Origin of the sequence: Glaciecola sp. 33A, from assembly GCF_002836745.1 — a bacterium.
Taxonomy (GTDB): domain Bacteria; phylum Pseudomonadota; class Gammaproteobacteria; order Enterobacterales; family Alteromonadaceae; genus Glaciecola.
Genome location: NZ_PJAR01000041.1, coordinates 240933 through 263837, shown reverse-complemented (window position 1 = coordinate 263837; position 22905 = coordinate 240933). Strand labels below are relative to the sequence as shown.

The 22905-nt window shown below is 42.3% G+C and carries 21 protein-coding genes and 1 pseudogene; 10 read left to right on the top strand and 12 right to left on the bottom strand.

The annotated features are described in order from the left end of the window. Nucleotides 1–658 precede the first annotated feature (658 nt). The 7 genes from CXF81_RS12745 to CXF81_RS12710 form a co-directional block, all read right to left on the bottom strand. Complete coding sequence (locus CXF81_RS12745) at nt 659–937, bottom strand: hypothetical protein (protein WP_101181723.1); 279 nt, start codon at nt 935–937, stop codon at nt 659–661. 1 nt (nt 938) lies between these two features. Beyond that, nucleotides 939–3563 carry an RHS repeat-associated core domain-containing protein gene (locus CXF81_RS12740; protein ID WP_101181722.1) on the bottom strand — a complete coding sequence of 875 codons (2625 nt, stop codon included), beginning with the start codon at nt 3561–3563 and terminating at the stop codon, nt 939–941. 16 nt (nt 3564–3579) lie between these two features. Further along, nucleotides 3580–5544, bottom strand: coding sequence for a hypothetical protein (locus tag CXF81_RS12735; RefSeq protein ID WP_101181721.1), 1965 nt, complete (start codon nt 5542–5544; stop codon nt 3580–3582). Between the two features lie 80 nt (nt 5545–5624). After that, complete coding sequence (locus CXF81_RS12730) at nt 5625–6374, bottom strand: hypothetical protein (RefSeq protein ID WP_101181720.1); 750 nt, start codon at nt 6372–6374, stop codon at nt 5625–5627. A gap of 605 nt (nt 6375–6979) precedes the next feature. Beyond that, nucleotides 6980–7603, bottom strand: coding sequence for a tyrosine-type recombinase/integrase (locus tag CXF81_RS12720; protein ID WP_101181718.1), 624 nt, complete (start codon nt 7601–7603; stop codon nt 6980–6982). A 228-nt stretch (nt 7604–7831) separates the two neighbouring features. After that, on the bottom strand, nt 7832–8191 hold the full coding sequence (locus CXF81_RS12715; RefSeq protein ID WP_101181717.1) for a hypothetical protein: 360 nt from the start codon (nt 8189–8191) through the stop codon (nt 7832–7834). Between the two features lie 3 nt (nt 8192–8194). Further along, nucleotides 8195–8698 carry an SHOCT domain-containing protein gene (locus CXF81_RS12710; protein ID WP_101181716.1) on the bottom strand — a complete coding sequence of 168 codons (504 nt, stop codon included), beginning with the start codon at nt 8696–8698 and terminating at the stop codon, nt 8195–8197. Nucleotides 8699–9197: 499 nt separating this feature from the next. Between CXF81_RS12710 and CXF81_RS12705 the strand changes: the two genes are divergently transcribed. The 5 genes and pseudogenes from CXF81_RS12705 (at nt 9198) to CXF81_RS12690 (ending at nt 12710) form a co-directional block, all read left to right on the top strand. Further along, entirely contained in the window at nt 9198–9620 is a 423-nt protein-coding gene (locus tag CXF81_RS12705; protein WP_101181715.1) for a toll/interleukin-1 receptor domain-containing protein, read from the top strand. 117 nt (nt 9621–9737) lie between these two features. Further along, complete coding sequence (locus CXF81_RS12700; protein WP_101181714.1) at nt 9738–10223, top strand: TIR domain-containing protein; 486 nt, start codon at nt 9738–9740, stop codon at nt 10221–10223. Between the two features lie 273 nt (nt 10224–10496). Next, nucleotides 10497–10754: pseudogene (locus tag CXF81_RS20715) on the top strand (TIR domain-containing protein); the annotation flags it as partial. Nucleotides 10755–10763: 9 nt separating this feature from the next. Continuing rightward, nucleotides 10764–11030 (top strand): hypothetical protein, encoded by a 267-nt coding sequence (locus CXF81_RS20350; RefSeq protein WP_232771912.1) that lies wholly within the window; start codon nt 10764–10766, stop codon nt 11028–11030. A gap of 63 nt (nt 11031–11093) precedes the next feature. Then, a complete protein-coding gene (locus CXF81_RS12690) occupies nt 11094–12710 on the top strand; it encodes a CBASS cGAMP-activated phospholipase (RefSeq protein ID WP_101181713.1) in 1617 nt (538 codons plus the stop codon). Between the two features lie 488 nt (nt 12711–13198). Here CXF81_RS12690 and CXF81_RS12685 read toward each other — a convergent pair whose 3' ends face one another. Next, on the bottom strand, nt 13199–13576 hold the full coding sequence (locus CXF81_RS12685) for a hypothetical protein (protein ID WP_101181712.1): 378 nt from the start codon (nt 13574–13576) through the stop codon (nt 13199–13201). A 526-nt stretch (nt 13577–14102) separates the two neighbouring features. Beyond that, entirely contained in the window at nt 14103–14279 is a 177-nt protein-coding gene (locus tag CXF81_RS20710; RefSeq protein WP_101181711.1) for an AlpA family transcriptional regulator, read from the bottom strand. A 128-nt stretch (nt 14280–14407) separates the two neighbouring features. Between CXF81_RS20710 and CXF81_RS12675 the strand changes: the two genes are divergently transcribed. The 5 genes from CXF81_RS12675 to CXF81_RS12650 all read left to right on the top strand — a co-directional run bounded on the left by CXF81_RS12675 (nt 14408) and on the right by CXF81_RS12650 (nt 18995). Further along, nucleotides 14408–15199 carry a hypothetical protein gene (locus CXF81_RS12675; RefSeq protein WP_101181710.1) on the top strand — a complete coding sequence of 264 codons (792 nt, stop codon included), beginning with the start codon at nt 14408–14410 and terminating at the stop codon, nt 15197–15199. A gap of 301 nt (nt 15200–15500) precedes the next feature. Next, nucleotides 15501–15737 (top strand): Arm DNA-binding domain-containing protein, encoded by a 237-nt coding sequence (locus CXF81_RS20115; protein ID WP_198556403.1) that lies wholly within the window; start codon nt 15501–15503, stop codon nt 15735–15737. A gap of 91 nt (nt 15738–15828) precedes the next feature. Next, nucleotides 15829–16296 carry a site-specific integrase gene (locus CXF81_RS20110; RefSeq protein ID WP_232771911.1) on the top strand — a complete coding sequence of 156 codons (468 nt, stop codon included), beginning with the start codon at nt 15829–15831 and terminating at the stop codon, nt 16294–16296. 9 nt (nt 16297–16305) lie between these two features. Next, nucleotides 16306–18165 carry an ADP-ribosylglycohydrolase family protein gene (locus tag CXF81_RS20105; protein WP_198556401.1) on the top strand — a complete coding sequence of 620 codons (1860 nt, stop codon included), beginning with the start codon at nt 16306–16308 and terminating at the stop codon, nt 18163–18165. A 674-nt stretch (nt 18166–18839) separates the two neighbouring features. Beyond that, nucleotides 18840–18995: a DDE-type integrase/transposase/recombinase gene (locus tag CXF81_RS12650; RefSeq protein WP_232771910.1), complete on the top strand. Its 156-nt coding sequence runs from the start codon at nt 18840–18842 to the stop codon at nt 18993–18995. Nucleotides 18996–19101: 106 nt separating this feature from the next. On the opposite strand, the gene CXF81_RS12645 is transcribed toward CXF81_RS12650, so the two are convergent. The 3 genes from CXF81_RS12645 to CXF81_RS12635 all read right to left on the bottom strand — a co-directional run bounded on the left by CXF81_RS12645 (nt 19102) and on the right by CXF81_RS12635 (nt 22903). Further along, a complete protein-coding gene (locus CXF81_RS12645) occupies nt 19102–20655 on the bottom strand; it encodes a M17 family metallopeptidase (protein ID WP_101181707.1) in 1554 nt (517 codons plus the stop codon). Nucleotides 20656–20907: 252 nt separating this feature from the next. Beyond that, entirely contained in the window at nt 20908–21909 is a 1002-nt protein-coding gene (locus tag CXF81_RS12640; RefSeq protein WP_198556400.1) for a YeiH family protein, read from the bottom strand. A gap of 4 nt (nt 21910–21913) precedes the next feature. Further along, nucleotides 21914–22903, bottom strand: coding sequence for a TauD/TfdA family dioxygenase (locus CXF81_RS12635; RefSeq protein WP_101181706.1), 990 nt, complete (start codon nt 22901–22903; stop codon nt 21914–21916). Nucleotides 22904–22905: the final 2 nt, after the last annotated feature.

Here is a 22905-nt window from a genome sequence, read left to right as displayed (position 1 = left end):
AATACCTCATAAAAACGAGAACTAATTTACCTGTTCTTGAGTTTGAAAAAGATGAACTTCCTTTTAAGATCGAACTCAAATTGGCGATTACCAAGTTGCAAATGCCTGAATTAGTTTTAAGGTGATTGTTACTTTATGGTGCGCCATTCGATAGCATTACACATGATGACAACGGCAATATGACCAATGATGGTTTAAGAACGTTTGCGTATGCTATTGAAAATCGAATGATATCATCTGACCTGGCAAGTCTCGGCTGCGACCCAGCAGGACGCCTAAATCGGTATTCTGCCTATCCAAACCCAACATAAACTCTGATTTATGATGGTGACGCACTTATAGCAGAATACTCAGGCAATGTGTTAACCAATCGATATGTGCATGCTGTGGGTGCAGATGTGCCATTGGTATCCTACGCGGGTAATACTGTTTCCAGCAGCAATAGGCGGTAGCTGCATACGAATCATCAAGGCTCGGTGATTGTGGCATCGGATAGTAATGGTAACCTTGATTATATTAACAGGTATGACAGTTACGGGGTGCCCAGTGCCAGTAATCAAGGACGCTTTGGCTACACTGGACAGCAATATCTCCCCGAGCTTTGTAATAAAATAATCGTAATGATAGACAACTGTAATCAAGGGTAGCTTGATACCTTCTAAATTTTTAACTTTTGAAAGACCCAGTTTAATATTTTAATAGACAGCATATACATTCCGACAACTGTCGAGAGAATGACAAAAAAACAATATAAAACTAAACTTTGGTCATACTCTCTTATCGGTACATTTGTATCGATACCGAACAACGGAATAATAATAACATGCGATAATACCATTGTAATACTGGTGACAATGCATCCATTTAAAATATGAAAAAAGGCTCTTGCATTTTTTTCTCGATTACCTCTACCATCGGAGATTTTTGCCGATTTCAATTTAACATCCTTTTGACGAAGATTTGTCACATACCTGTTCTGCTGCGGCCATTCCCGTTGCCGAACCGGCGCCGTAGCCTGCTCCCACTTGAAGTTTTGCCGCAGCTCCCTTTTGAGTAGCATTGGTCATCGATTGTGAAGCAGCCAAAACTCGTTGTGAAGTAGAAGATGTCATATTATGGGCAGCACTTGATACACTGTTATCAGGAAGACCTTTATTCAAAGCACTTACAACTTTGCCTGCGGCAAGTTTTCCAGCGGCTCCGCCTACAAGACCAGTTAAGCCTGCCGTTACTACTTTTGCTCCGTCGTAATCCCCAGTGGCTACTTGGTTTATCAGTTCACCGCTAGCATTAGCAGAGCCACCGAACAATGCAGCAGATAATACCCCTCCCCCCATAGAGGACACGAATCCCACTCCAGCACCGACAATTGTAGCTCTAGCAATGTCGCCCATTTTTGCATCTGGATTAGATAGATATTCTGCCGCTCCTCCAATAACACCACCAACCACAAGCGCCGCCAATTGTATCCATTTACCAGTTGGATCAACCATATTAACCGGATCATTACCTACATAAGCATAAAGATTCATCTGGTCTTCATAACCCACAGGGTCAGTTTGAAGGAATCGACCTAGCTTTGGATGATAAACCCGTGCTTTGTAATAATATATACCAAGCTCAGAGAGATATTGCTGTCCTGTGTAGCCAAAGCGTCCTTGATTACTGGCACTGGGCACCCCGTAACTGTCATACCTGTTAATATAATCGAGATTACCATTACTATCCGATGCCACAATCACCGAGCCTTGATGATTCGTATGAAGATACTGCCTATTGCTGCTGGAAACAGCATTACCTGCGTAAGATACCAATGGCACATCTGCACCCACAGCGTGCACATATCGATTGGTTAACACATTGCCTGAGTATTCTGCAATAAGTGCGTCGCCATCATAAATCATGGTTTTTGTTGGGTTTGGATAGGCAGAATACCGATTTAGGCGTCCTGCTGGGTCATAGCCAAGACTCGCCATATTAGATGATGTCATTCGATTTTCAACATCATACCCAAACGTTCTTAAACCATCACTGGTCATATTGCCGTTGTCGTCATGCGTAATGCTTTTGCCACCGCTACAATTTGTAGCACCCGTGTTGGCTCCTGCACAAGTATACTGGTTCAGGCCGTTAACCTCATAATCGCCAGTATGACCCACTACATTATCGTCTTCGCGATAACGGTCATTACTCAACGATAATTTAGTCATTTGGTTAGCGGGGTTATATTCGTAACCATAGGTTACTTTGTTCCCACTGTAGTTAAAGTCATGCTTTATTTCACTAAGGCGAGAGACGTTATCATAGTCATAAACGGTATCCACATTGTTTGCACGCTCAATACCAATTGGCCGCCCATAAAAATCATAGACATGCGTAGTCATAATGTTACTGGAAGAGTTAGAGTTTTCACCAATAGTGGTTAAGCGGTTTAGTCCATCAAAATCGTACAAGAAATATTTACCGTCTGGATGAGTCAACTTCGTGCGATTGCCATTTTGGTCGTAATCGCTTTTCACTACAAAACTTGTACCTGAGGTGGTATTGGTTTCTTCCTTTAGCTGTCCAAAACCATCATACTTGCGGGTTATACCTAATCCTGTGACAGAGCCATATCTAGCCTTAAGTTGTAGGCCACGCAAATCATTTTTGTAGACAACGTCCTTACTCGCAGTCCCCGGCCAGTCTTTTTTGATTTGTTGATTGATATCGTTATAGACATAGGTGATGATATTGACATCGTCGCGTTTTTTTAATGTCCGCAAGTTACCATTATTGTCATAGGTGTACTCTTCAAAGTCGCTTGTACTATATCCTCCCACATTAACCTTATCGGGAAAGTACCATCTTTTTAATCTGTTAAACTCGTCATATTCCATGTGAGCACGATTGCCGTTGGCATCGATCGTATCGGTTTTCAAACCACCATCGTAGATATTTTCGACATAGACCTGTTCGAGTGGCGTATCGACTGCTTTCTCAATCTTGACTACTTGGTCAAACTCGTTGTAGGTGTACCGCGTTATTCTGTCTGTGCCAGCACTATTACCTTGACATACATTGGTAATCGGATAAGAAAAGGCGGCCCAAAATCCCGCTTTGTTCATTTCAACAGATTTACATTTTACGCGACCATATTCGTCATGGCTGTATAGTGTTAACGTTTCCTTTACGTCAGAAAGAGACGTAGTGGATGCTAATACCTTCCAACCTAAATCGTTGTAACGATACCTCTGGACCGTAATCACCTTAAAATTGTAAGTTGACCAACTTTCTGGCTTTACATTCTCATTCTGCCAATATTGTAAAGTACCCTGTTCTACTTTTATCAGTAACCCTTGACTGTTATATGTGTTGCGCGTAGCGGGATGCTTTAAAGGACCTCCCTCATCGGGGTCGGAGTCAATAGTACCCGTTAATTGTCCGGCAAGGTTATAGCGCATCGCCGATGTATAAGACGCTGAATTTTGAGCACTTGTTGCGCTAAAGCTGATGGCAGTCATTAATATCAGAGACAGTATCCGGCATTGATGAGGTATAATGTTTAAAAATAATGGTTTCATTATGAGTGTCCTTTCTCTAATAAACGCAGGTAGATGGGTTTGCTCTGGGCTGCGTTACACCAATTTTATTGCCATAAATGTCGTATCGGTAGCAGGTTCGTCGTGTTGTACTTCCCGAAGTTACTGACTGCTCTATCAGAAATAGGTTGGCAGAATCATAAGCATAGGTAATTTCGACCTCGTCATTACCAGTACAACTATCGCCATTGGTGGCGCTATTAATGCAGGATTTTTCTGATGTTAATAGCCAAATGCCGTCCGGTGAAGTTGATGGACTAGCACTATTAATTTTGTAAGTGGCATAGTGCTTCGTGTATGCATAGCGCGTTACCTTAGATATGCCATCTTCATTGGGTGGTAATGTGACCTTCTTAATTTGACCCGATGGTTGGTGATACTGATAAAAACTAGTATTACCATTTCCATCGGTAATTGACGTCGCCTTGTTGCAGAATTTGCGATTATAAGGATAGCAATAGCTGGGGTAAACCGCCGTTTGCGTGATTGGCGACGATGAACCCGGCGCTTCCGTAATAGATATAACATTCCCACGCGGCGTGACATTCCCAAGTTCGTCGTCATACTCATATGCGAAACTGACTCCTGTCAATTTATCAGCGAACATAAACAGCCGGTTTTTATAATCAACACTAAGGTTAGCGTACGTTTCTCGTGTATCTACCGTTTCAGGCACTCCGAAATGAGCGTTAAACTTAGTATAATTAATGCCTTTGTAGCCACCACCACCGTTAACCATTCTCATTATTACATTGCCGTACGTGCGCTCAGCACTCCCTATGGTATAGTCTACTTTTACGTTATTATTATGCGCAGCAGTTAAAACCGCATATCCATATGACGTCCAAGTGGGTCTAAAGTCATTCACGCCGCCGCCGGGCACTCCTTTATTTTCATATTCATATTTCATCCTCGACACGTTAGCCGTTGCATCTTTGATTTCAACAATCCGCGGCACAAATCTTTCAGTTGTGGGGCCGTTAACCGACGAATCACCAATCCACACAGCCGCGTCTATTGCGCTATGTTTGTATTCAGTGACGCTACCCATTGCATCTGTTACTTGAAACACATTATCACCTACCCAAAAAGCCTTAGGCATCCCAGCTGGCCATTCGTATTCAACTGTCGGCCAGTCTTCAGTTAAATTGCAGCTAGCAGTGGTTGGCGTGCAGTATTCTATTGCATTATTAATACCCTTGATGTGACTCGGCATCAAAGCGTGCCAATTCACAGTATCAACATTTATTGGAACACCACCCACAGTTTGCGCAACTGCATTGACCACCGAACTTGGAACAGGTCGAGTGTCAGGCTCATAAAAATATTTCAATTGAAAGCCGGTGTTGGTATTGACGCTATAGACAGCACTGTCTATGCTCCCACCGCGCTTCGTAATGGTAATGGTAAATCCATTTGGGTAAACAACTTTCGTTAAACTCATTCTCACTGGGTATCTTGCGTTTGTTATTGGGTTGCCATCACCAGTACCATAATGATTTTCTACTCCGTCTGAGGTGGTAAATAAGTATCCCTGTCCAGGAATAAACGTTAGCGTGTTTCCAGCGACATTAACGTCCTCATATGAGCCATCAGGGTTAATTCTAAAATCTGCACCTCCACCTGGGCCAAATGCACGCAATACATAAAAGTGATTATTCAAGCCAGAGCCGGGGCTACGTATAGCATTATGGATGCCGCCTCGGAACTTTTCGACGGGGCCCCAATTGCCAGGGGCCTCAGTACCAAAATTCCCTGCGGTCGCTGAAATAGTGTGTGTAAGACCCATGCTTCCGCCGATACTAATATCAGTTAACGTTGGGGATACATGACCAGAGATAACGTTGACACCGTTATTATCCATCGTTTTATATGGTGCGGGGGACAATTGCTCGGCAAGGCCATAACCACTTACAAATACAATACATAACGATAATGCTTTAAAAAGATGTGTTGTTTGCATAATTAGATTTTCCATAATTTATATGCTTCAAGTTCACAGGCGTTTGCTTTGCTGCGCGATAATCCGTCATTCTGAGCGGGTTAATTGTTTGCGACCGCTTTCCTGTTGCCAACTGCGTCGTACTCATAAATGACTAAACCATTCTCATAGTCATCTACTGTGACTAAGCGGCCTAGAACATCATATCGATAGAGAGTTTCGCCTTGTTCTGCATCCTTAATAACGGTGACGGTTAGACTGTTGGAATTTGAAGAACAACCACCAGGGCTGCAATTCCTGAGGTAATATGAGTAAGTTCCTGCTGGCTTGTTAACAACGTCCAGTTTAGCGTTGGTTGTTAAACCAATGTACGTTCCGTTTTCATAGACACTTAATCTGCCAGTAATATAAACAGGGTCATTAGTTATATAAGATAATGTAAAATCACCACCGGATAGAGCAGCGCTGACAGATAGTACAGTGGTTCCGCTTTCTGTCACTGTTACAACTACGGAATTCGACAGCGTATATGAAGAGGGATATGCACACCCAAAACTATAACAGCCGTCTACCCGATAGGTATAGGTGCCAACATCCAGATTCGAAAGTGCATGAGAAGTTACCCCTCCCATAGACACCTTCACACCATTGCTATAGAGAAAAAATTGAGTATTACCATCCGCCGTCCAGGACAAAATAAAATTACCGTCATTATTTGCCGAGTTGGTGGTTAGGGTGATTGCGCTTTGCGCTATGGACGAAAATAGAGTGAATGTGAGTAGCAGGAATAATTGTTTAAATGGAGTAGAAAACCGAATGGTTAATCCGGCATATCTTCTGTGTATTGTCATATGTAATATCCTTATACCAAAAAAACTTTGCACGACGTCTTGTCTACAAAGATAATAACACGTATTTACATTTTTGCAACAAGTGGCCAAAGTATAGGAACATTAATGCTGTCGACGAGCCTTTGTGACAGCTGTTTTCGAGGTTTGTTTTGTGGTTAGTCATTTGTGGTATTAAAAAAATTTGAGGAATGTTTGGCGCTAAGGTAAGTGAGTAAGCTGGCCTTGGGTGCTGAAATCTGGATAATGAAATGCGTAGGGCCTTGCCTCAACAGATGGTATGTTCAAGCATCATTGCGTTGTTTCTGGTCAGTGGCGTTTATATTGCTCACTATGTTGTACTGTCGACACATTCATTCTTGAATTGTGTGCAGACTAGTGTTGCAAAAAGAGGCGTAATTAACGACTGGCTGAATGACTGGTTTGGAGGTTCAACAGCCCATCAAAATTTACAATCTCAAGGATTGCTTGTGACACAAACTTCTCACACAATTTTGAATGGCTTACGACCGCTTATGCCGTGCACTTGCCTCTCGCAAAATGGAGCATGAGCCCATTAGATTAGATGATCGCACTTCTGTGGAAGAGGTGCGACTTTCAAGCTTTTATTACGAATCAATTCCCTCCGATACCTCTAGTGCATCATCAACCTCTATACCTAGATATCTAACAGTACTTTCAAGTTTTGTATGACCGAGTAATAGTTGGCAAGCTCGCAGATTCTTTGTCTTTTTGTAAATTAGAGAAGGTTTTGTTCGTCTCATTGTATGCGTGCCGTATTGAGTCGCGTCTAAGTTTATCGATTCGACCCAATGGTCAACAATACGGCTATATTGTCGAGTTGATATATGATCAGATGCTTTCACTCTCGATTTGAACAAGTAATCACTTAACGTCAATTGGTCGTGTTGAATTAACTGTGAGATAGATTCACGTGTGTTTTTCGTAATTTCAAACTGTACCGGTTGCCCAGTCTTTTGTTGTACTACCATTGCTCTGGATTGCACACTTAGTCCATGAGCAATGTCACGTAGCCTCAGAGAAACTAGGTCACAACCTCTCAACTTACTGTCAATAGCTAGGTTAAATAGTGCTAGGTCTCTAACATTACCTGATAGCTCAAGTCGAATACGAATAGCCCAGATTTGCTGAAGTTTAAGTGGGAGCTTTTGACCAACAAGCTTATTTTTATTCCAAGGCTCCTTTTTCCTATAAACTGTAATTTGATACATGGTGTCACCTCTTTCATATTTAGTTGGTGTGGATGAATGACCACACATACTAAAGATGGGCTACATATCATGTTAAAGACAATTTTTCGCTCTACACATGGTTCCGAAAAAATAGCCAATAAGTCCATTTACCGAAAGCCGACTGTCGCCAGAGTTGTTCATCGGTCGGCTTAGAGCGATCAGCGGTCGTTGAAGTCAGATTTAATGCGATTGTTATGTTTTTTAAGTTCACCAACTCAGCTCTTCTTTGGATGCTTTATTTTGTTCGTTATACATCATTAGGATAGTGTTGTAATTGCACATACCTATATTGCAATATTGCTGAATCACACCGTCAAGTAGTTTTCGATTTTCAACTTTAGTTAGTTTCTTGAATGAATTTAGTTCTTCTTTTTCCATCATTCTCAATGTTGCTGGGTCGTCCATACCAATTTGACTATATGTTTGATTGACACTTACTTTGATCTGCTCGATAACTTCTGCTTTCTCTTTCTGTGCTCCCTTGAAATCCAGAGGGTGTATCAAGTCTGTTGCTGTGCTACTTAGCGGAAAAAGAATGACTATCAAAAAGACTATAATTATTCTCATTATCTACTCCTTAGTATGATTTAATATTTTCTTCTTTTCCAACTCAAATTCTTTTTGGGTAAGAACTCCGGTATTTAATAGCTCTCCCAGTTTTTTCAGCTCATCCAAATTACTTCCCTCTTTTGAGGTCGACTGGCTATTACCTTTGAGCGTGTTGAGCTGCTTCATGGCCTTTTCATACAGTGAATCGCACTCTGCGGATACTTTTTTATTGAATGATCTCAAAACAACTGTATTGGGGTCTTTAATGCTATCCACTGACGATCTCAGAAGCCCAACTTTCGCGTTCACCTCACTTGTGCCGCCAGCTATAATTTTGAAATATCCATTAGACATCATCGATGGGGTTTTATACTCGATAGCATTAATGTCGGAATAATAGAAACGCCTATTTCCTTTGGAACCCTGGAAAAAAAATCCCCCGAAAGATTTTCTGGAAATTTCAATATATTCTTCATAAATGATCAATATACCATTTTGCCCTTTAAACTCTGCTATCAACTCCATTGTTGCCTCCTGAAAACATAACTACTTAGTGATTATACGGCACGTAGTGTGTGACGAATAATCACCTTGTTGGACAAAGCCTAGACTCTGCCCGTAAATTTATTGATACTTTTTATGCTAATGGAATTTGCATTTGAAAGGAATAGCTGATGTCGTATGAAGGGCAAGTTTATTCGCGTACATATCTGCCATCATGGGCGATATAGTTATGTTAAACACGTTACAATCTGTGGGGGCAGAGACGCTTAAATATCGAATCGCGAACGTCCCTGAAGACACAAAGCGCCAATTGACTGAAGAGCCCTGACAGTCGGCTTAGAGCGAAAAACAGACACACAGAAAATTATCTGGTAGTGTGGGATTAGGTCAGTTTTCGACCCAAAGCGGACTAAATAATTTGACTACATTTGCGGAAAAAAATGAGTTACTCCATTTAATTTGGATCTGACCCCTTTTATACTTATTAGGTTCCCGAGTACTATGAATTACAGGAGTAGGAATGGCCATTAAAACAAGGGACTTACGATCAGCATCTAATCGCTCGGGAAAAGTTGTTGTAGCTAAATCGCTCAATGAAGCTTTAGCTAAAAATCAGCAAACGGCCTTTTTATGCCACAGCCACAAAGACCATGAGCTAGCTAAAGGTCTTCAAGTTCTAATGAAAGAAAATGGATGGGACTTGTACATTGACTGGGAGGATAGCGAAATGCATAGCACTCCCAACAAAGATACTGCAAACAGAATTAAGACAAAAATTAACACTACAGACTGGTTCTTGTTTTTAGCAACAGGCAATTCAACTCAATCACGTTGGTGTCCTTGGGAAATTGGTTTTGCAGATTCAGCTAAAGGCTATGATAAGATTTTAATTATTCCAACAGAAGATGATTACGGAACTTGGTATGGAAACGAATATCTTTAGCTGTATAAGAAGATGGATGAAGGAAACGATAAACAGACGGGCAAGACTGGTTATGCTGTGTTTGGTGCAGGTACGGATACTGGAACTTGGGTAGAAAATCTATAAAGGAAACTAAAAATGGCTAAAATTCCTGTTTTTTATAGCTTTCATTTTGACAACGACGTAATGAGAGTCCAACAAATACGTAATATTGGTAGCATTGAGGGTAATCCACCGACCACTCCAAATGAATGGGAAACACTAAAGCGAACTGGTAAGAAAGCTGTTGAGAATTGGATAAATCAAAATATGAAATACAAACGATGTATTATTGTTTTGATCGGTAGCGAAACCGCTTCAAGACCGTGGATAGAGCATGAAATCATCAAGGCATGGAATGATGGGAAAGCTCTGTTAGGTATTCATATTCATAACCTAAAGTGTCCAAGAAACGGGACTAGCAGGAAGGGAAAAAATCCGTTTGATCTGATAAAATTCGACGATGGTAGAGCATTATCAAGCGTTGTACCTTGTTATGATCCTAATTCCTTAAATGCTTACCAAGGCGTAGCAAATAATATCTCAAGCTGGATTGATCATGCCATTCGACATAAGGTAAATTGAGACAGCTAGTGAATGCATTGAAGTAACATCAATTTGAGCACATTCAGGTATCCTAGTGATTTCATCGGAGATTACTTGGGTATACTTATAAATCACCCAATGTCTGACAGGCTCGTATTATACGACGAGCACTGACAACATATTCCAAAGTGAACAGCAGTCGCTACGGAGAGAGGGGGTTGTCAACGAAACGAACTGGAGCAAGGGATGTCACGTAGAACGTTTTTTTCATTTCATTATACGGAAGACGTCTGGTGAGCATGGAATGTCAGGAACTGCTGGGTCGTAAACGACGATCAAAAGTCGGTCGGATTCTTCGATGGCAGCGTTTTCGAAGCCTCCAAGAACGAAGGCGATGTTGCACTTAAGGCCTTCCTTCGAAATGGGCTCAAGAATACTTCAGTGACGTGCGGGCTTTCTGGCGAGTACACAGCTTCTAGGCGATGGGTGCGTTACGAGATAGTGCACAGCGTGGTGAAGGGAAATGGGCTTCTCACGGTCGATATCCATGGCGTAAAAAATAATGCGGAGAAGCTTGGAGTGAAAGGCACAAACCCACTGGCTGAAGTGGGTGTCTATCTATCCAACGGCAAAGTTTATTTCGCGGAGCTCAAGGAGGGTAAATGGTTGAAATGCTCGGACTACACTTTAGACATCCCTGCCTCTCATCTGTGGTTTGAAGCCCCTACCAGCAACACGGTTGTTAAGCTATCCAAGTACTACAAGAGATACGACTTCGCAGCTCTAAATGGCCGAGAAAACATCGCAGGCTGGATTGAAACTGCAGCTAATTTGGCTGGTCGTTGAGAACGCGCCCGTAGACGTATTAGTCGGCTGAACTCGAAATTTCATATAATTTAGGTACTACACATGGCAACCATACAGCGTCTGTCCGGAGTCAGGGTTCACCTGTCTGGGTCAAACAAAGAACTGCAAGCTGACATTGCTGATTTCGTGCAGAAATTTGCAGTGAAAGTCTTCAGTGAAGGGGGCTCCATTGTCCATGGGAGCCATCCTTCGTTCATTGAGCCACTGCGCAAAGCTGCTGAGGGTTTCATCCAAGCAGGTGGTAGCAAGGGGGCACTTACACTAGTACGGGCAAAGAGCTACTCAACTGACGAGTACACTGCTGAAATTGACGAGCAAAGAGCATTTGCTTCCGTAGAGATTGTGCCTGCAGATAACAGCGATGGCTTGGCCGCAGAAGGCCTGACCCCAATGCGTGATTGGATGGCTGATCGTTCCGATGTAGTAGTCTGCGTAGGCGGTGCATGGTGGGACGTCAACAAAGTAAGCGCAGGCGTTCCCAATGAGTTGGGGACGATGCTTGATCTCGGAAAGCCAGGTTTTGTCGTCGCTGGCTTTGGTGGGGCTATCGCAGGCTATCTCAAAGAAGATCCTTCGTTGTTATCTCGTCTGCGAAACGGGCTATCTCACGAGGTGAATGAAACCATTGCCAACAGTACATCGGTTGAACAAGTCGTAGGTCTGATAGTCGATCAGCTGAAAAACCTACCGCTTACTCGCCGTAATATATCGCGAGGCCGTAATTTCCGTATCTTGGCGCTAGACGGAGGAGGGCTTAGAGGGACTTTCACTGCGGCAGTATTGGCTAAGTGGGACGACATGCTAAAGGCCGGTGGTGGGAACAACCTGATTTCTCACTTCGACTTGGTTGCTGGTACATCCACGGGGGCGATCTTGGCAATTGGGCTGGCCATGGGCTTGAAGCCTCATGAAATCCTTGAATTTTACGAGAAAAAGGGCTCTCAGATTTTTCCGAAGGATCGGAAACTGCGTCACTGGCTCAAATCCAAGCATGACTCAGCCACACTTCGAGACCTGTTGACAGAGGTGTATGGAGACAAAACGTTGGGAGCAAATTCCCTCTGCCGCCTAGTGATTCCAACTGTGAGAGCCAAGCAAGGTCAGGCAGAGGCGATCGTTACCCCGCATAGCCCAGACCGAACAGCTTACCGAGATATTTCAGCCGTCGACGCTGCACTGGCGTCCTCTGCTGCACCTACTTATTTTGATGAAGTTACCTTCGATGGAGCTATTGCATTAGAGAAATTCCTAGATGGTGGCGTCTGGGCCAATAACCCTATCCTCCCGGCTCTGGCGGAAGCGGTCCGACACCTTAAGATCCCTCTAGACAGAATCGATGTTCTGAGTATTGGCACACTCAGCAGCGAATGCGACTTCACCGAACAGCTCGGGAAGGGCAAGGTAGGTTGGGCTCCTCACAGCGTGGATCTCTTTTTTGCAGCCCAAGAGCATGGTGCTCTGGTACTAGCGGAGAGCTTCCTAGGTCCGACGCGTCACGTGCGAGTTAACCAGCAGACCTCTGACGAAATCAAAATGGATGACGCAGAGGCTATCCAAGATATGGTTCAGCGTGGGAACGAGGTTGGCAAAGATCACTTTGCGGAGGTACGTTCCAGATTCTTTGACGGTCAACACGTTGATCCGTGGGAGCGGTTTTGAGAATGCACGGGCGCTTGGGAGATAGTCTCGGGCCCCCATTTGGTTACTAGAGTTTTAGCGAAACTGATAACGAGGCTGTTATGTCATTCATTTATCATCTTACTGTCCTAGGGGCACCCTCGGCTGAGAAAATCTCTGAGCTTTAAACCAATCTGCGGGGCAGGTTAGTTGAAACGTATCATTTTTCATCAAGTTTGCCTTACTACTTATTAGGCTATTTGGTCCGCTATGGGCGTGAAGCCGAAGTAACCATCAAAGGTGCCCAATGACCGCAATTGGCACAAAGCTCGCACACGAATTTGAACGGCGAACGGCAGGTTTTGCCGTATTCAAGGCCGAGTTGATCAGGCAATAAATGGCAGTTTTATGCCCGTTGTCAAAATAGATTAAAGAGGTGCTTCGAGAGACCAAGCACCATCCAACAGAAGGTTATTGTATGCTTGCATTGGCGCGCAAGCAGATGATCAAAACTACATACTAATGACATTTTAGTCGATACTAGCCAATATTATCGTTAAATCCACAGCATTGACGAGTGCAAATTTACGCTTAAAAATTTTACCGCTTTTATCGAAGAACAAGAGCTCTGCACTTTCTGCCTTGTAATTTTGCATAAATTTATCTGTTGCAAGATAGCCTTTGCGTGATACTAAATAGTTCACGCTATCACCAAGCTCCGCCTTAGCATTATTAATTTCAATCGTCTGTTGATTACTGACTACTAAATTGAGATCGTAAATAAAAACCACCGACTTTTTGCCATTGCCAATTTGATTCAAATCGTTATCGATTGACGCCGGTAATGACCAGATAAATGCAGCAACGAAAACTGCAATGAATCCAAATATCAGGAGCGTCTTTTTCATAGCGTTTAACTTCTCATTATACTCTGCTTAGCATTATACCAAACACGAGCTATATTTTAGACAAATATAATATCACTTCTGCTGCAAGCAATTATGGCATGGAGCCGCCTGTCGTCAAAATTGATTAAAGACCGGCTTAGAGCTGTGAGCTCAATTGATCGACGCAACACATTGGCTAAATCTCTCTGCTTATGTCTCATAGTCTAACTTAACGCAATACCTCTTGTGAGCATTAAAAGTAATTCTTTTATTACCCTTTCTTTCCACTATTTTGCTATTTTTCTAATTTGGAAAATCTTATCAATAAAAAACAAAACCCGCTCAAACGCGGGTTTATCATAAAAGGGGCAGTTCCAAACTTTAATTAGATCGCACATAACTTTAAACCTTAAAGTGCAAATAGCCATTTGACGGAAGAAGGCAGATGTTCGGAGTAACATTCCGATGCTATGACTAATCGATCATAATCAAGATCAGCGTACATAATTCATCCAAAACACCTGCCGGCTTTTTTACCCTCAAAAAATCAACGCCGCTCTAGCCACTCATTTATTACATCCCGATGCCAACCAACAAACCTAGGCCCCAATTGCACCGGTTCCGGTAGATACCCCTGTCGCCTCCAATTCCATAACGTTACCACGCTAACACTCAAAGCTTCAGCAAGCTGATGCTGTCTCACAAACGGTTGTGTAAAATGCATAAATTAACCTCCATATTATTAAGTAAAACAAATTTAATGCCTGCTTAATATATCTCTTTGTGCTAGTTTATCCATTAGTATTCCACGCTTATCTATTTACTTTTTAACTGAGTAATAAAGAGTACTTCATGGTCACACAACCCTTAAATATAACCCTTCCAAGATACTGTCCTTGCTGTTGGCGACCGGTTACAGAAAAGAACAAAAAAGGCAGCCCAGCAAATTACTGCGCTATGCATAAGCCAGAAGGCAGCACCAAACACAACTATATGAGGGCTCGTAGAACAATCGAGAAAGTACTGGCAGATGAACTAGGCTTGACAGAAATCCTGAAAATGAAATTTGGGGACACTGATAAGTTAAATAAAATAATCTCGACTCTTGCAGCTGATCCAATCTCTTTAAGTTTCGCTGATATAAATAGTGGTAAGAGCCTTATTAAAGAGCTGCTTAATATTACAAGTAATCATTATAAAATTGCATTTGAGAAGCTAAAAGAACTAGGTGACTACGTCGAGCAATCAAACTTATCTGTTGAATTAGTGCTGTTGGCAATGCATGTTGCGATGGGCACCCATAAAGTGGACCAGGCAAGATCTGAAATTAGCGTTTACGACACCAAAAAAGTAAGCAAAATCTGGTTCATTCAGTTATTATTTACCATAGCCAGATACGAAGCTTTCGCTATCATCAATGAACGAGCTTCAGTAAGGCGCCCAAGAAAAGATAAAGACCTTAAGTTGCGGGCATCAATCAAGAAAGAGGTCGATTTAGCTAAAAGCAGCAATAAAAAGCCAAATCAGACTGCAATAGCGAAAAAACTGAACATCAGCAAACAAAGGGTTGGCAAGTTAATTAAAGAGTTGTACCCGGTTCCGAAAGGTGACAGAAAGTGTGACATACACACTGCTACAAACTAATAAACCATTTAATTTCAGAGACCTACAACGCTATCCGATAAGCAGATCCACAATATAGAATAAGGACCTTAAGGTATCTAGAACCAACTAAATCCCAATAGAAACCGCAGAAAGTGCATCCCAAGCTATCACAAGATACTTGGAGATATCACAAAAAGTGATTAAACCGCAGGTTGCAGTATCCACTTTTTTAATGGGCGCGTGGATTTAAACGATTCTTGTAACCTTATTGGATTGCCACATGCTGAAATTAAATACTAAATAGTTAAGCGCGCTGGCGAAAAAAGGCGAGCCTTGTCGTATGCCGCTGGGAGAAAGCCTCTATTTCAGGGTCAACAAATCAGGCGATACAAGTTTTGAGGTGCGTTACACTATTTTTGGTAAACGCAGGTTTATTGCGCTTGAAAACCCTTTCCCTCAGCTGTCCATTGCTGAAGCTCGGAGTAAAGCGGCTGCAATCAAACTACAGACTAGAAATGGCAAAGATCCCCTTGAGCAACCAAAGCTAGAAGAGTCAAAGCCATTTAATCAGTTTTGAGATCTGGCCGAAGACTGGCTGGCAGAAAGATCAGGTAACTCGTGATAACTACTTGGCTATCGAGCTATTGATATGTCTTGCGTGTCGCAAAATGGAATTACTCGCAGCTCAATGGACTGAATTCAAACTAGACGAACGTATCTGGAGCATTCCAGCTGAGAAGACCAAAACAGAAACAACAATAAATATTCCATTAGCCTCGCCGGTTGTTGAATGGTTAAATGAGCTGAAAGTAAGGTCTGCTGGATCTGCCTATGTTTCCCCAAGTAGGCGGCGTAGTAAACGAGAGTATGTGTCTCCTGATACGCTAAATGCGACTGTTTCTAAATTATTTTCGGAGGAAAAGTTAGTAATTACCCACTTTACCACACATGACTTAAGACGTTCAGCACGCACATTACTAGCTAGCCTAAAAGTTCCGCCTCATGTTAGCGAGCAATGTTTAAATCATAAATTAAAAGGTGTTGAAGAAGTTTATGATCAGTACGACTATTTTGACGAACGAAAAGACGCATTATCTCAACTCGCCAACTTAGTTGGTCCCTTGGTCAATTTTTAAGGAAATATAATGTCAGAACTTACTGTATTAAAACTCAAGCCAGAGGCACTGCAAAAATGGCAGCTACCAGAACAAGAATACTATCTGCCAACTGAAGCACTTTTCGCTAGTGTCGGTGAAAATACCAACATGCCACCAGAGTTATTACTACATGGTATGCAGTTAAAGTTATCAGAACCTAATGCTGATTTCAGATTAATTCACACTGCAATGTTTGCGTTATTCAACACGCTTTATGAAGTCAGCTTAGAAACCGAAACTAAGACAGAAGGTAATAACTGGAGTCTTAAATACGGTGACATAGATCTGGGCAACGATGAAATTGTGACCATACAGCGTCAAAATCGGCTGCTAGCAGCATTTCGTCAGGAAGGTCCTGATTTAATTATGTGTGCGTATGAGCCCTTGGATGATCAAGCATTGAGTAAAGTTAAAAGTATTTGCCAAGATGTTGATAAGATGGTTAATGAAACCATTGCAGAAAAAAAACTTCAATATGCAGCTCATCTTTCAAGCGGTTTTCGTCAAATGTACGCTGCAGATGCAGGTAGAAGTTATTTAAGTTATTGGCAACACGGTTTAGGTGTTTGCAATGACGGTACTTTGGCTGAAATTTGGCATCAACAAACCGGCTTAAAAACTGTACCTCACATGCACATAGGTACGCAGTTGCAAGTACATGAATTCTTCGATCATCTTGAATTTAACTATGCAGCTTATATGCGCCCTCTGCGTGACTCTGGATCTTGGCCTGCAATTCAAGACGAAAAATTGAATAGTGAAGAACGCAGTAAATTTATCGGTTGTTTGCTTGGTGGTGCAATAGGGGATGCTTTTGGAGCGCCAGTCGAATTTATGTCTCGTGCAAGCATACTGGCAAAACATGGTAAGAATGGTGTGACGTCGCTGCTACCTGCATACGACAAAATTGGTGCAATTACCGACGATACACAAATGACTTTATTCACCGCCGAAGGTCTTTTAAGAGCCTATGTCAGAGGGTGCCATAAAGGAATTACTTCATGGGTAAGCTGCATTGGCCATGCTTACCAACGTTGGTTACAAACTCAATCTTGTGATTCACCGCGACATCTCAATGTGTTTAACGACGGGTTACTTTGGAATGTTAAAGCATTGCATAGCCGGCGTGCACCAGGAAATACATGCTTAAATGCACTTTCTTGCGCTAATAGTTTTGAAGAGTATGCGTTGAACGATAGCAAAGGGTGTGGTGGTGTTATGCGTGTTGCTCCTGTCGGCTTAATGTGTTGGCGGCTAAAAAGTTCTTTTACTGTAGCTGATTGTTTTGACTTAGCGAGCGATGCAGCGCAATTGACTCATGGACATCCAACTGGCTATCTCGCAGCTGGCGCATTTGCCGCCATTGTATATCAGTTACTAGAAGGACAAACTTTAGTTGAGGCGACGCAACATATATTGCAGGTGTTAAAAGATAAACGAGACTCAAAAGAAACCATAGAAGCGCTTAAACAAGCTTTAGCGCTCTCAAAGACTAAGTTAGATACATCACTGGCCATTACAAAAATGGGTGAAGGCTGGATAGCTGAAGAAGCGCTAGCCATATCGATATATTCAGTATTAGTGGCGCGAGATTTTAATCAGTTAATGAGCATATCGGTAAGTCATGACGGTGATTCGGACTCCACCGGCGCAATTGCTGGAAATTTATGGGGCGTTATACACGGCTTGAACAGCATAGATAGAGAACTTATTGAACAAGTTGAGCTGGCGGATTTAATTACTGACGTTGCAAGTGATTTGTTTGATTTTCCAACTTGGGATATAGGGCTTTATTCGACTGACAAAGAATTTAATAGTCTTATTTCACAAAAATATCCTGGAGTTTAAATGTTCAGATCATATAGTAGTATGCATAATTACTTACCAATTCGCGATGTCAAATGGTTTGATGAAAATTTGGGGGTGCTTTTATACGAAAGTTATAGGAGCGTTGAGTTATCACATATCGCAGTACTCGACTATTTCATCTGTAAGACAGATAATAAAAGCGAAGTTCCTCCCCAAATATTAACTTACATATCAAAAGTGCTATCACTAGGTATAGAGGGAAATTTTGCGATGTAAAGGGAATAAGGCAAGAAAAAAAACCAGACTTTCGACTGATTTAATCTCTGCCGTAGCGCTCTTAAAAGGCGGAGTTGGTGATTTGAAGTCTTTTTACGAAAAACTCTCAAAACACCATGGACTTGTTGGTTACATCTCCCCTGATACGATTGAACAAGAACATAAGAAAGAAAGGAAAAGAGTCAAAAGATTGCTAGAAACAAAAAGACTACTTGACGAATTTATAGAAGTTTACATTATGCTAAATACTTTGAAGCCTTTAGTATTAATTTGCAAGAATTATTGCCCAACATTTGCACCCAAAATGTGACCCATTTAATTAAGCTTCATGGCAGTAAGCTAACGTGTTTCGCCAAGTCATACTAGGGTCAATATTCTGTGCAAATCTTAACTAATAATGGATCAATCTGGGTTGCAATTTAACATTCTTGGACGAGGTGTTTATCAAAATCAAGGGTGTTCAGCACTATCTTTGGCGGGCAGTCGACCAAGACAGCGATGAGTTGGACATTCTGATGCAGAAACGTCGCAACAAAAAGGCTGCCATGAAGTTCTTCAATAAGTTATTGAAGGGTCAGCGACAGCAACGTTGAAGATAGTCACCGATAAATTGCGCAGATAAGCCGAGCATTCTCTCAGTACTTAAGCAACATCGTAATGTTCTAGTCTATATTCGAAATAAATCCATTCGAAATACGTCTATTTAGCATAGTCTCTAACTAACTGATCCATAAATCGAACACCCCAACCTTGGCTGCCTTTTGGTGCAACATCAATGTCAGCTTCCAACCAATCGACACTAGCAATATCTAGATGCACCCACGGCAAGTCTTCATCAATAAAAGTAGCCACGACAGCAGCGCCGATGCTTGCACCCGGATTACCTGCGCCGGAATTTTTAATATCAGCAATGGGTGATTCTATTTGTTTAAAATGGTTGGCATGCAAAGGTAAGGGCCATACCAATTCTCCTGAGCGCTCACCAACATCCATCATTTGTTGGGATAACTCAAAATCTCTGGTAATGACCGCAGCGTATTCGTCACCCAATGCTCTGCCGGCTGAGCCTGTTAGTGTCGCTATATTCAACAACATTTTAGGCTTATATTTTTGTTGAGCATAATAAACCGCATCGGCGAGAATTAAACGTCCTTCTGCATCGGTACTGATAACTTCAATACTCACACCTTTCATGGTTTCTAGTACATCCCCAGGGCGAATTGCATCTTGGCTTGGCATATTTTCAGCCAGTGGCATAAACCCAATCAAGTTGATATTTTCACCACGTTGCGCACTAGCATAAAGGGTGCCTGCGACTGCTGCAGCGCCTGACAGATCTGACTTCATAGCCCACATGCCAGTATTCGGCTTTATACTGATGCCGCCTGTATCAAATGTAATTCCTTTACCAACAAGTGCGATGGGGGCGTCCGCCTTTTGTGAACCACGATAATTGATAACTAATAAACGCGGATCATTAATAGAGCCCAAGCCGACACCTTCTAGCGCGCCCATTTTTAACTTTTTAATATCACGCATATCAAGCACGTCGATATCTACATTTTTAATCCCTTTGAATTTAGCTTTCACTACGTCAACAAAGGCCTGGGGATACATGTTTTTACCCGGTTCAGTTGCCAAGTCACGAGTTAAATGTACACCTTGTGCTATGAACGCCAAATCAGAGTGATATAAATTTGCGGCATTCGCAGCATCATCAGCACTGCCAGTGACAAGTAACACGTCGGACTTACCTTCACTCTTTTTTGTTTTATAACGGTCAAAACTATAATGCCTTAGATGATAACCGTAAGCGATGTGCGCACTTGGAAGCGCTTCAGTGGTTTCCAAATTTTGAACATGTACAGCAATATCAAGCATGTCTTTAGTTGAATTTAACGAGCTGGCTATTTTACCCCCTAAATCTTGCAGCTCCGGTGCACTTAATCCGTCTTTGTCATACGTACCCACAAGTAACAGAGATTCTGCTGCACCGATCATCTGCAAATGCAGTGTATTACCTTTTTCCGCGCTAAATTTATTGAGCTCTATCAGTTTACTTAAGTGCTCAACTGAGCCTTGGTCTAAAATTTGTGATATGCCATCCAAATTGTTAACGTCATTGATAAAAACCACATGACTTTTTTTATCCGCAGAAGCTGAAGTGGCAAACTCAAAGGAAGAGGTTGCCAAGAGAGGAGTACTAAATCCTACCATGGCGATTGAAAGCAGTGCTAAGTGTTTAAATTTCATGTTACGTTGTATACCTATTTATCAAAACAAAATGAATCTTATAGGTTTATAGTCAGTAATTAAATACTGTTAAAGTTACACTAAGCATCGTTTTTCTCGATGATATTAAACATTATTTTTTATTTTATGCTAACTGCTGCTGTGAAACGATTTGAGACAGTCAGCTTAGTTAACAGGGGAGGGATCCATTCAATTGCTGACCTATTTTAGGCGCAGGGGCGAATCAGCATGTCTTTAACGACCAGCACTTATTCAAAGGTAAGGTAGACACAGTAATATAAGGGCGGCAATCCACAGCGTTTCAATGACGAGTAACAATATGGGTTTAATACCGACAACCAGTATCTTACGTAAATTCGATTTCATCCCAATCGCAGCGATAGAAATAACTAAAGAAAAACGTGAAATATCAGTCGCCGAGTCGGTGATCACTTGCGGCAAACTCACCAAGCTGTTGATAGCCATCAACACAGTAAACGCGAGTAAAAAAGCGGGGACTCCTGGCGGTTTTGCATTTCTATCACTGTCAAGATTGAGCTTGAGCACAAGTAAGATACACATTACCACCGGCATTAAAAATGCCACTCGCACTAGCTTTGTTAGGGTAGCTAGATCCCCTGTTTGTTCTGAAACAGAGTAGCCGGCACCGACCACTTGTGCAACGTCATGTATGGTTGCCCCCAGAAAAATGCTGGTTTGGGTTTCGGTTAGTTGCAAATATGCGGCGACAATGGGATATACCACCATGGCGATAGTAGAAAGTGAGGTTACGCCAATTATCGTTAACAGCGTATCGCGGTCGTTTTCTGGGCTTTGAGGAAGCACAGCGGAAATAGCCATGGCGGCAGACGCGCCACAAATGCCGACCGACCCACCCGTTAGTAAACCAAAACGTTTATTTAAGCCAAAAACCTTTGCAAGCAATATACCGACAAGAATAGTGCTTACCACTGCGACAACAAGCAACATTCCGGTTTTCCAGCCCATTGCAGCAAGGTCACCAAAAGCGATCCGCAAGCCTAATAGCGCTACGCCAATACGCAGTATGTGGCAGGCAGTAAATTCGATGCCTGCTTTGCAATTAGAGTCGTCATAAATAAAGGACATCGCGATACCCAGGAGCAAGGCAAACAGCATCGCTGGAGCACCATAATGGCTGCTTAAAAAAAGCGCTGCCAAACCGACAACGACAGAAATAGCGATACCCGGCAGAAGAACCGTTATCGCTTTACATTTACTGACTTTAATAGACAATTGACTAATTCATCGCAAGTGCAACAAGTACTTCTCGCTTACGCTCACCTGAATAAGGTTTACGGCCGTGCATGGCCATGTAATTATCGACCAAAGCGACATCACCATCCTGCCAAGGTAAGTCAAAAGTAAATTGGCCTGCGATACTCGTAACGAGCTCTAATGCTGCGACTGGAATATGACTACCATCGCCAAACGTTATGGCGCTCGCTGGGTTTTCTTTTACACCCTTCCACCCCATGTAAGCAGCAATAAGCTGGTTATAAAAGACCTTAACATCATTGCCTAAATCAACAACCGCTGGCAGCATCGGTGTGGTCGCTTGTAAACTGCCATCAGGCATCCATTTCCAGCTATATTTAAGTTCGGCGAGTTTGTGCTCAGCCTGCTCTTTTGATTCTACACTGAGCGTACTCATCCAACTCCGTCCTTGACCACTGCGAAGATCGTCTTCAGCAGGCATGTGTGTTGTATACTTTAGCCCTTTTGATGCGAATTCTTGAGCAACCTCGGGGGCTTGCTTGCGCAGTTCTGCAAATAACATGTCTGAACGACAAAGAGGCGTAGCACCGCCTTCATTGGCTGCACTTTTACAAAAGAAGAAGATCTTACTAGGCGATATGGGCGTTTGCGCCATTTCGTGATGTAAATATATTTCAACTTCCTTTGGCGCCTCATTAGCGGTAAAAACGCGTTCCGTAAAGTTGATCCTCACCGCATTTGACAAAGACTCTTTATACGTAAAATTAGGGTAAGCAAACGCATTTGAAAAAGTATCGAAGGTTTCTGCCGAATTTACTGGAAAACCACGAAACAGTATTGCGCCAGAACTTTTTAACGCATCCTCTAAAACGTCAATATTGTCATTAATCCAACGTTCACATTCACGTAAATTGGTGACACTACCATCGTTCACAATCACTCTTGGGAAAACAGAATCTCCGCACTGGAGTTGATGGGGTACTTCTACATAGTTTATTGCCGTTTTCATCAGTT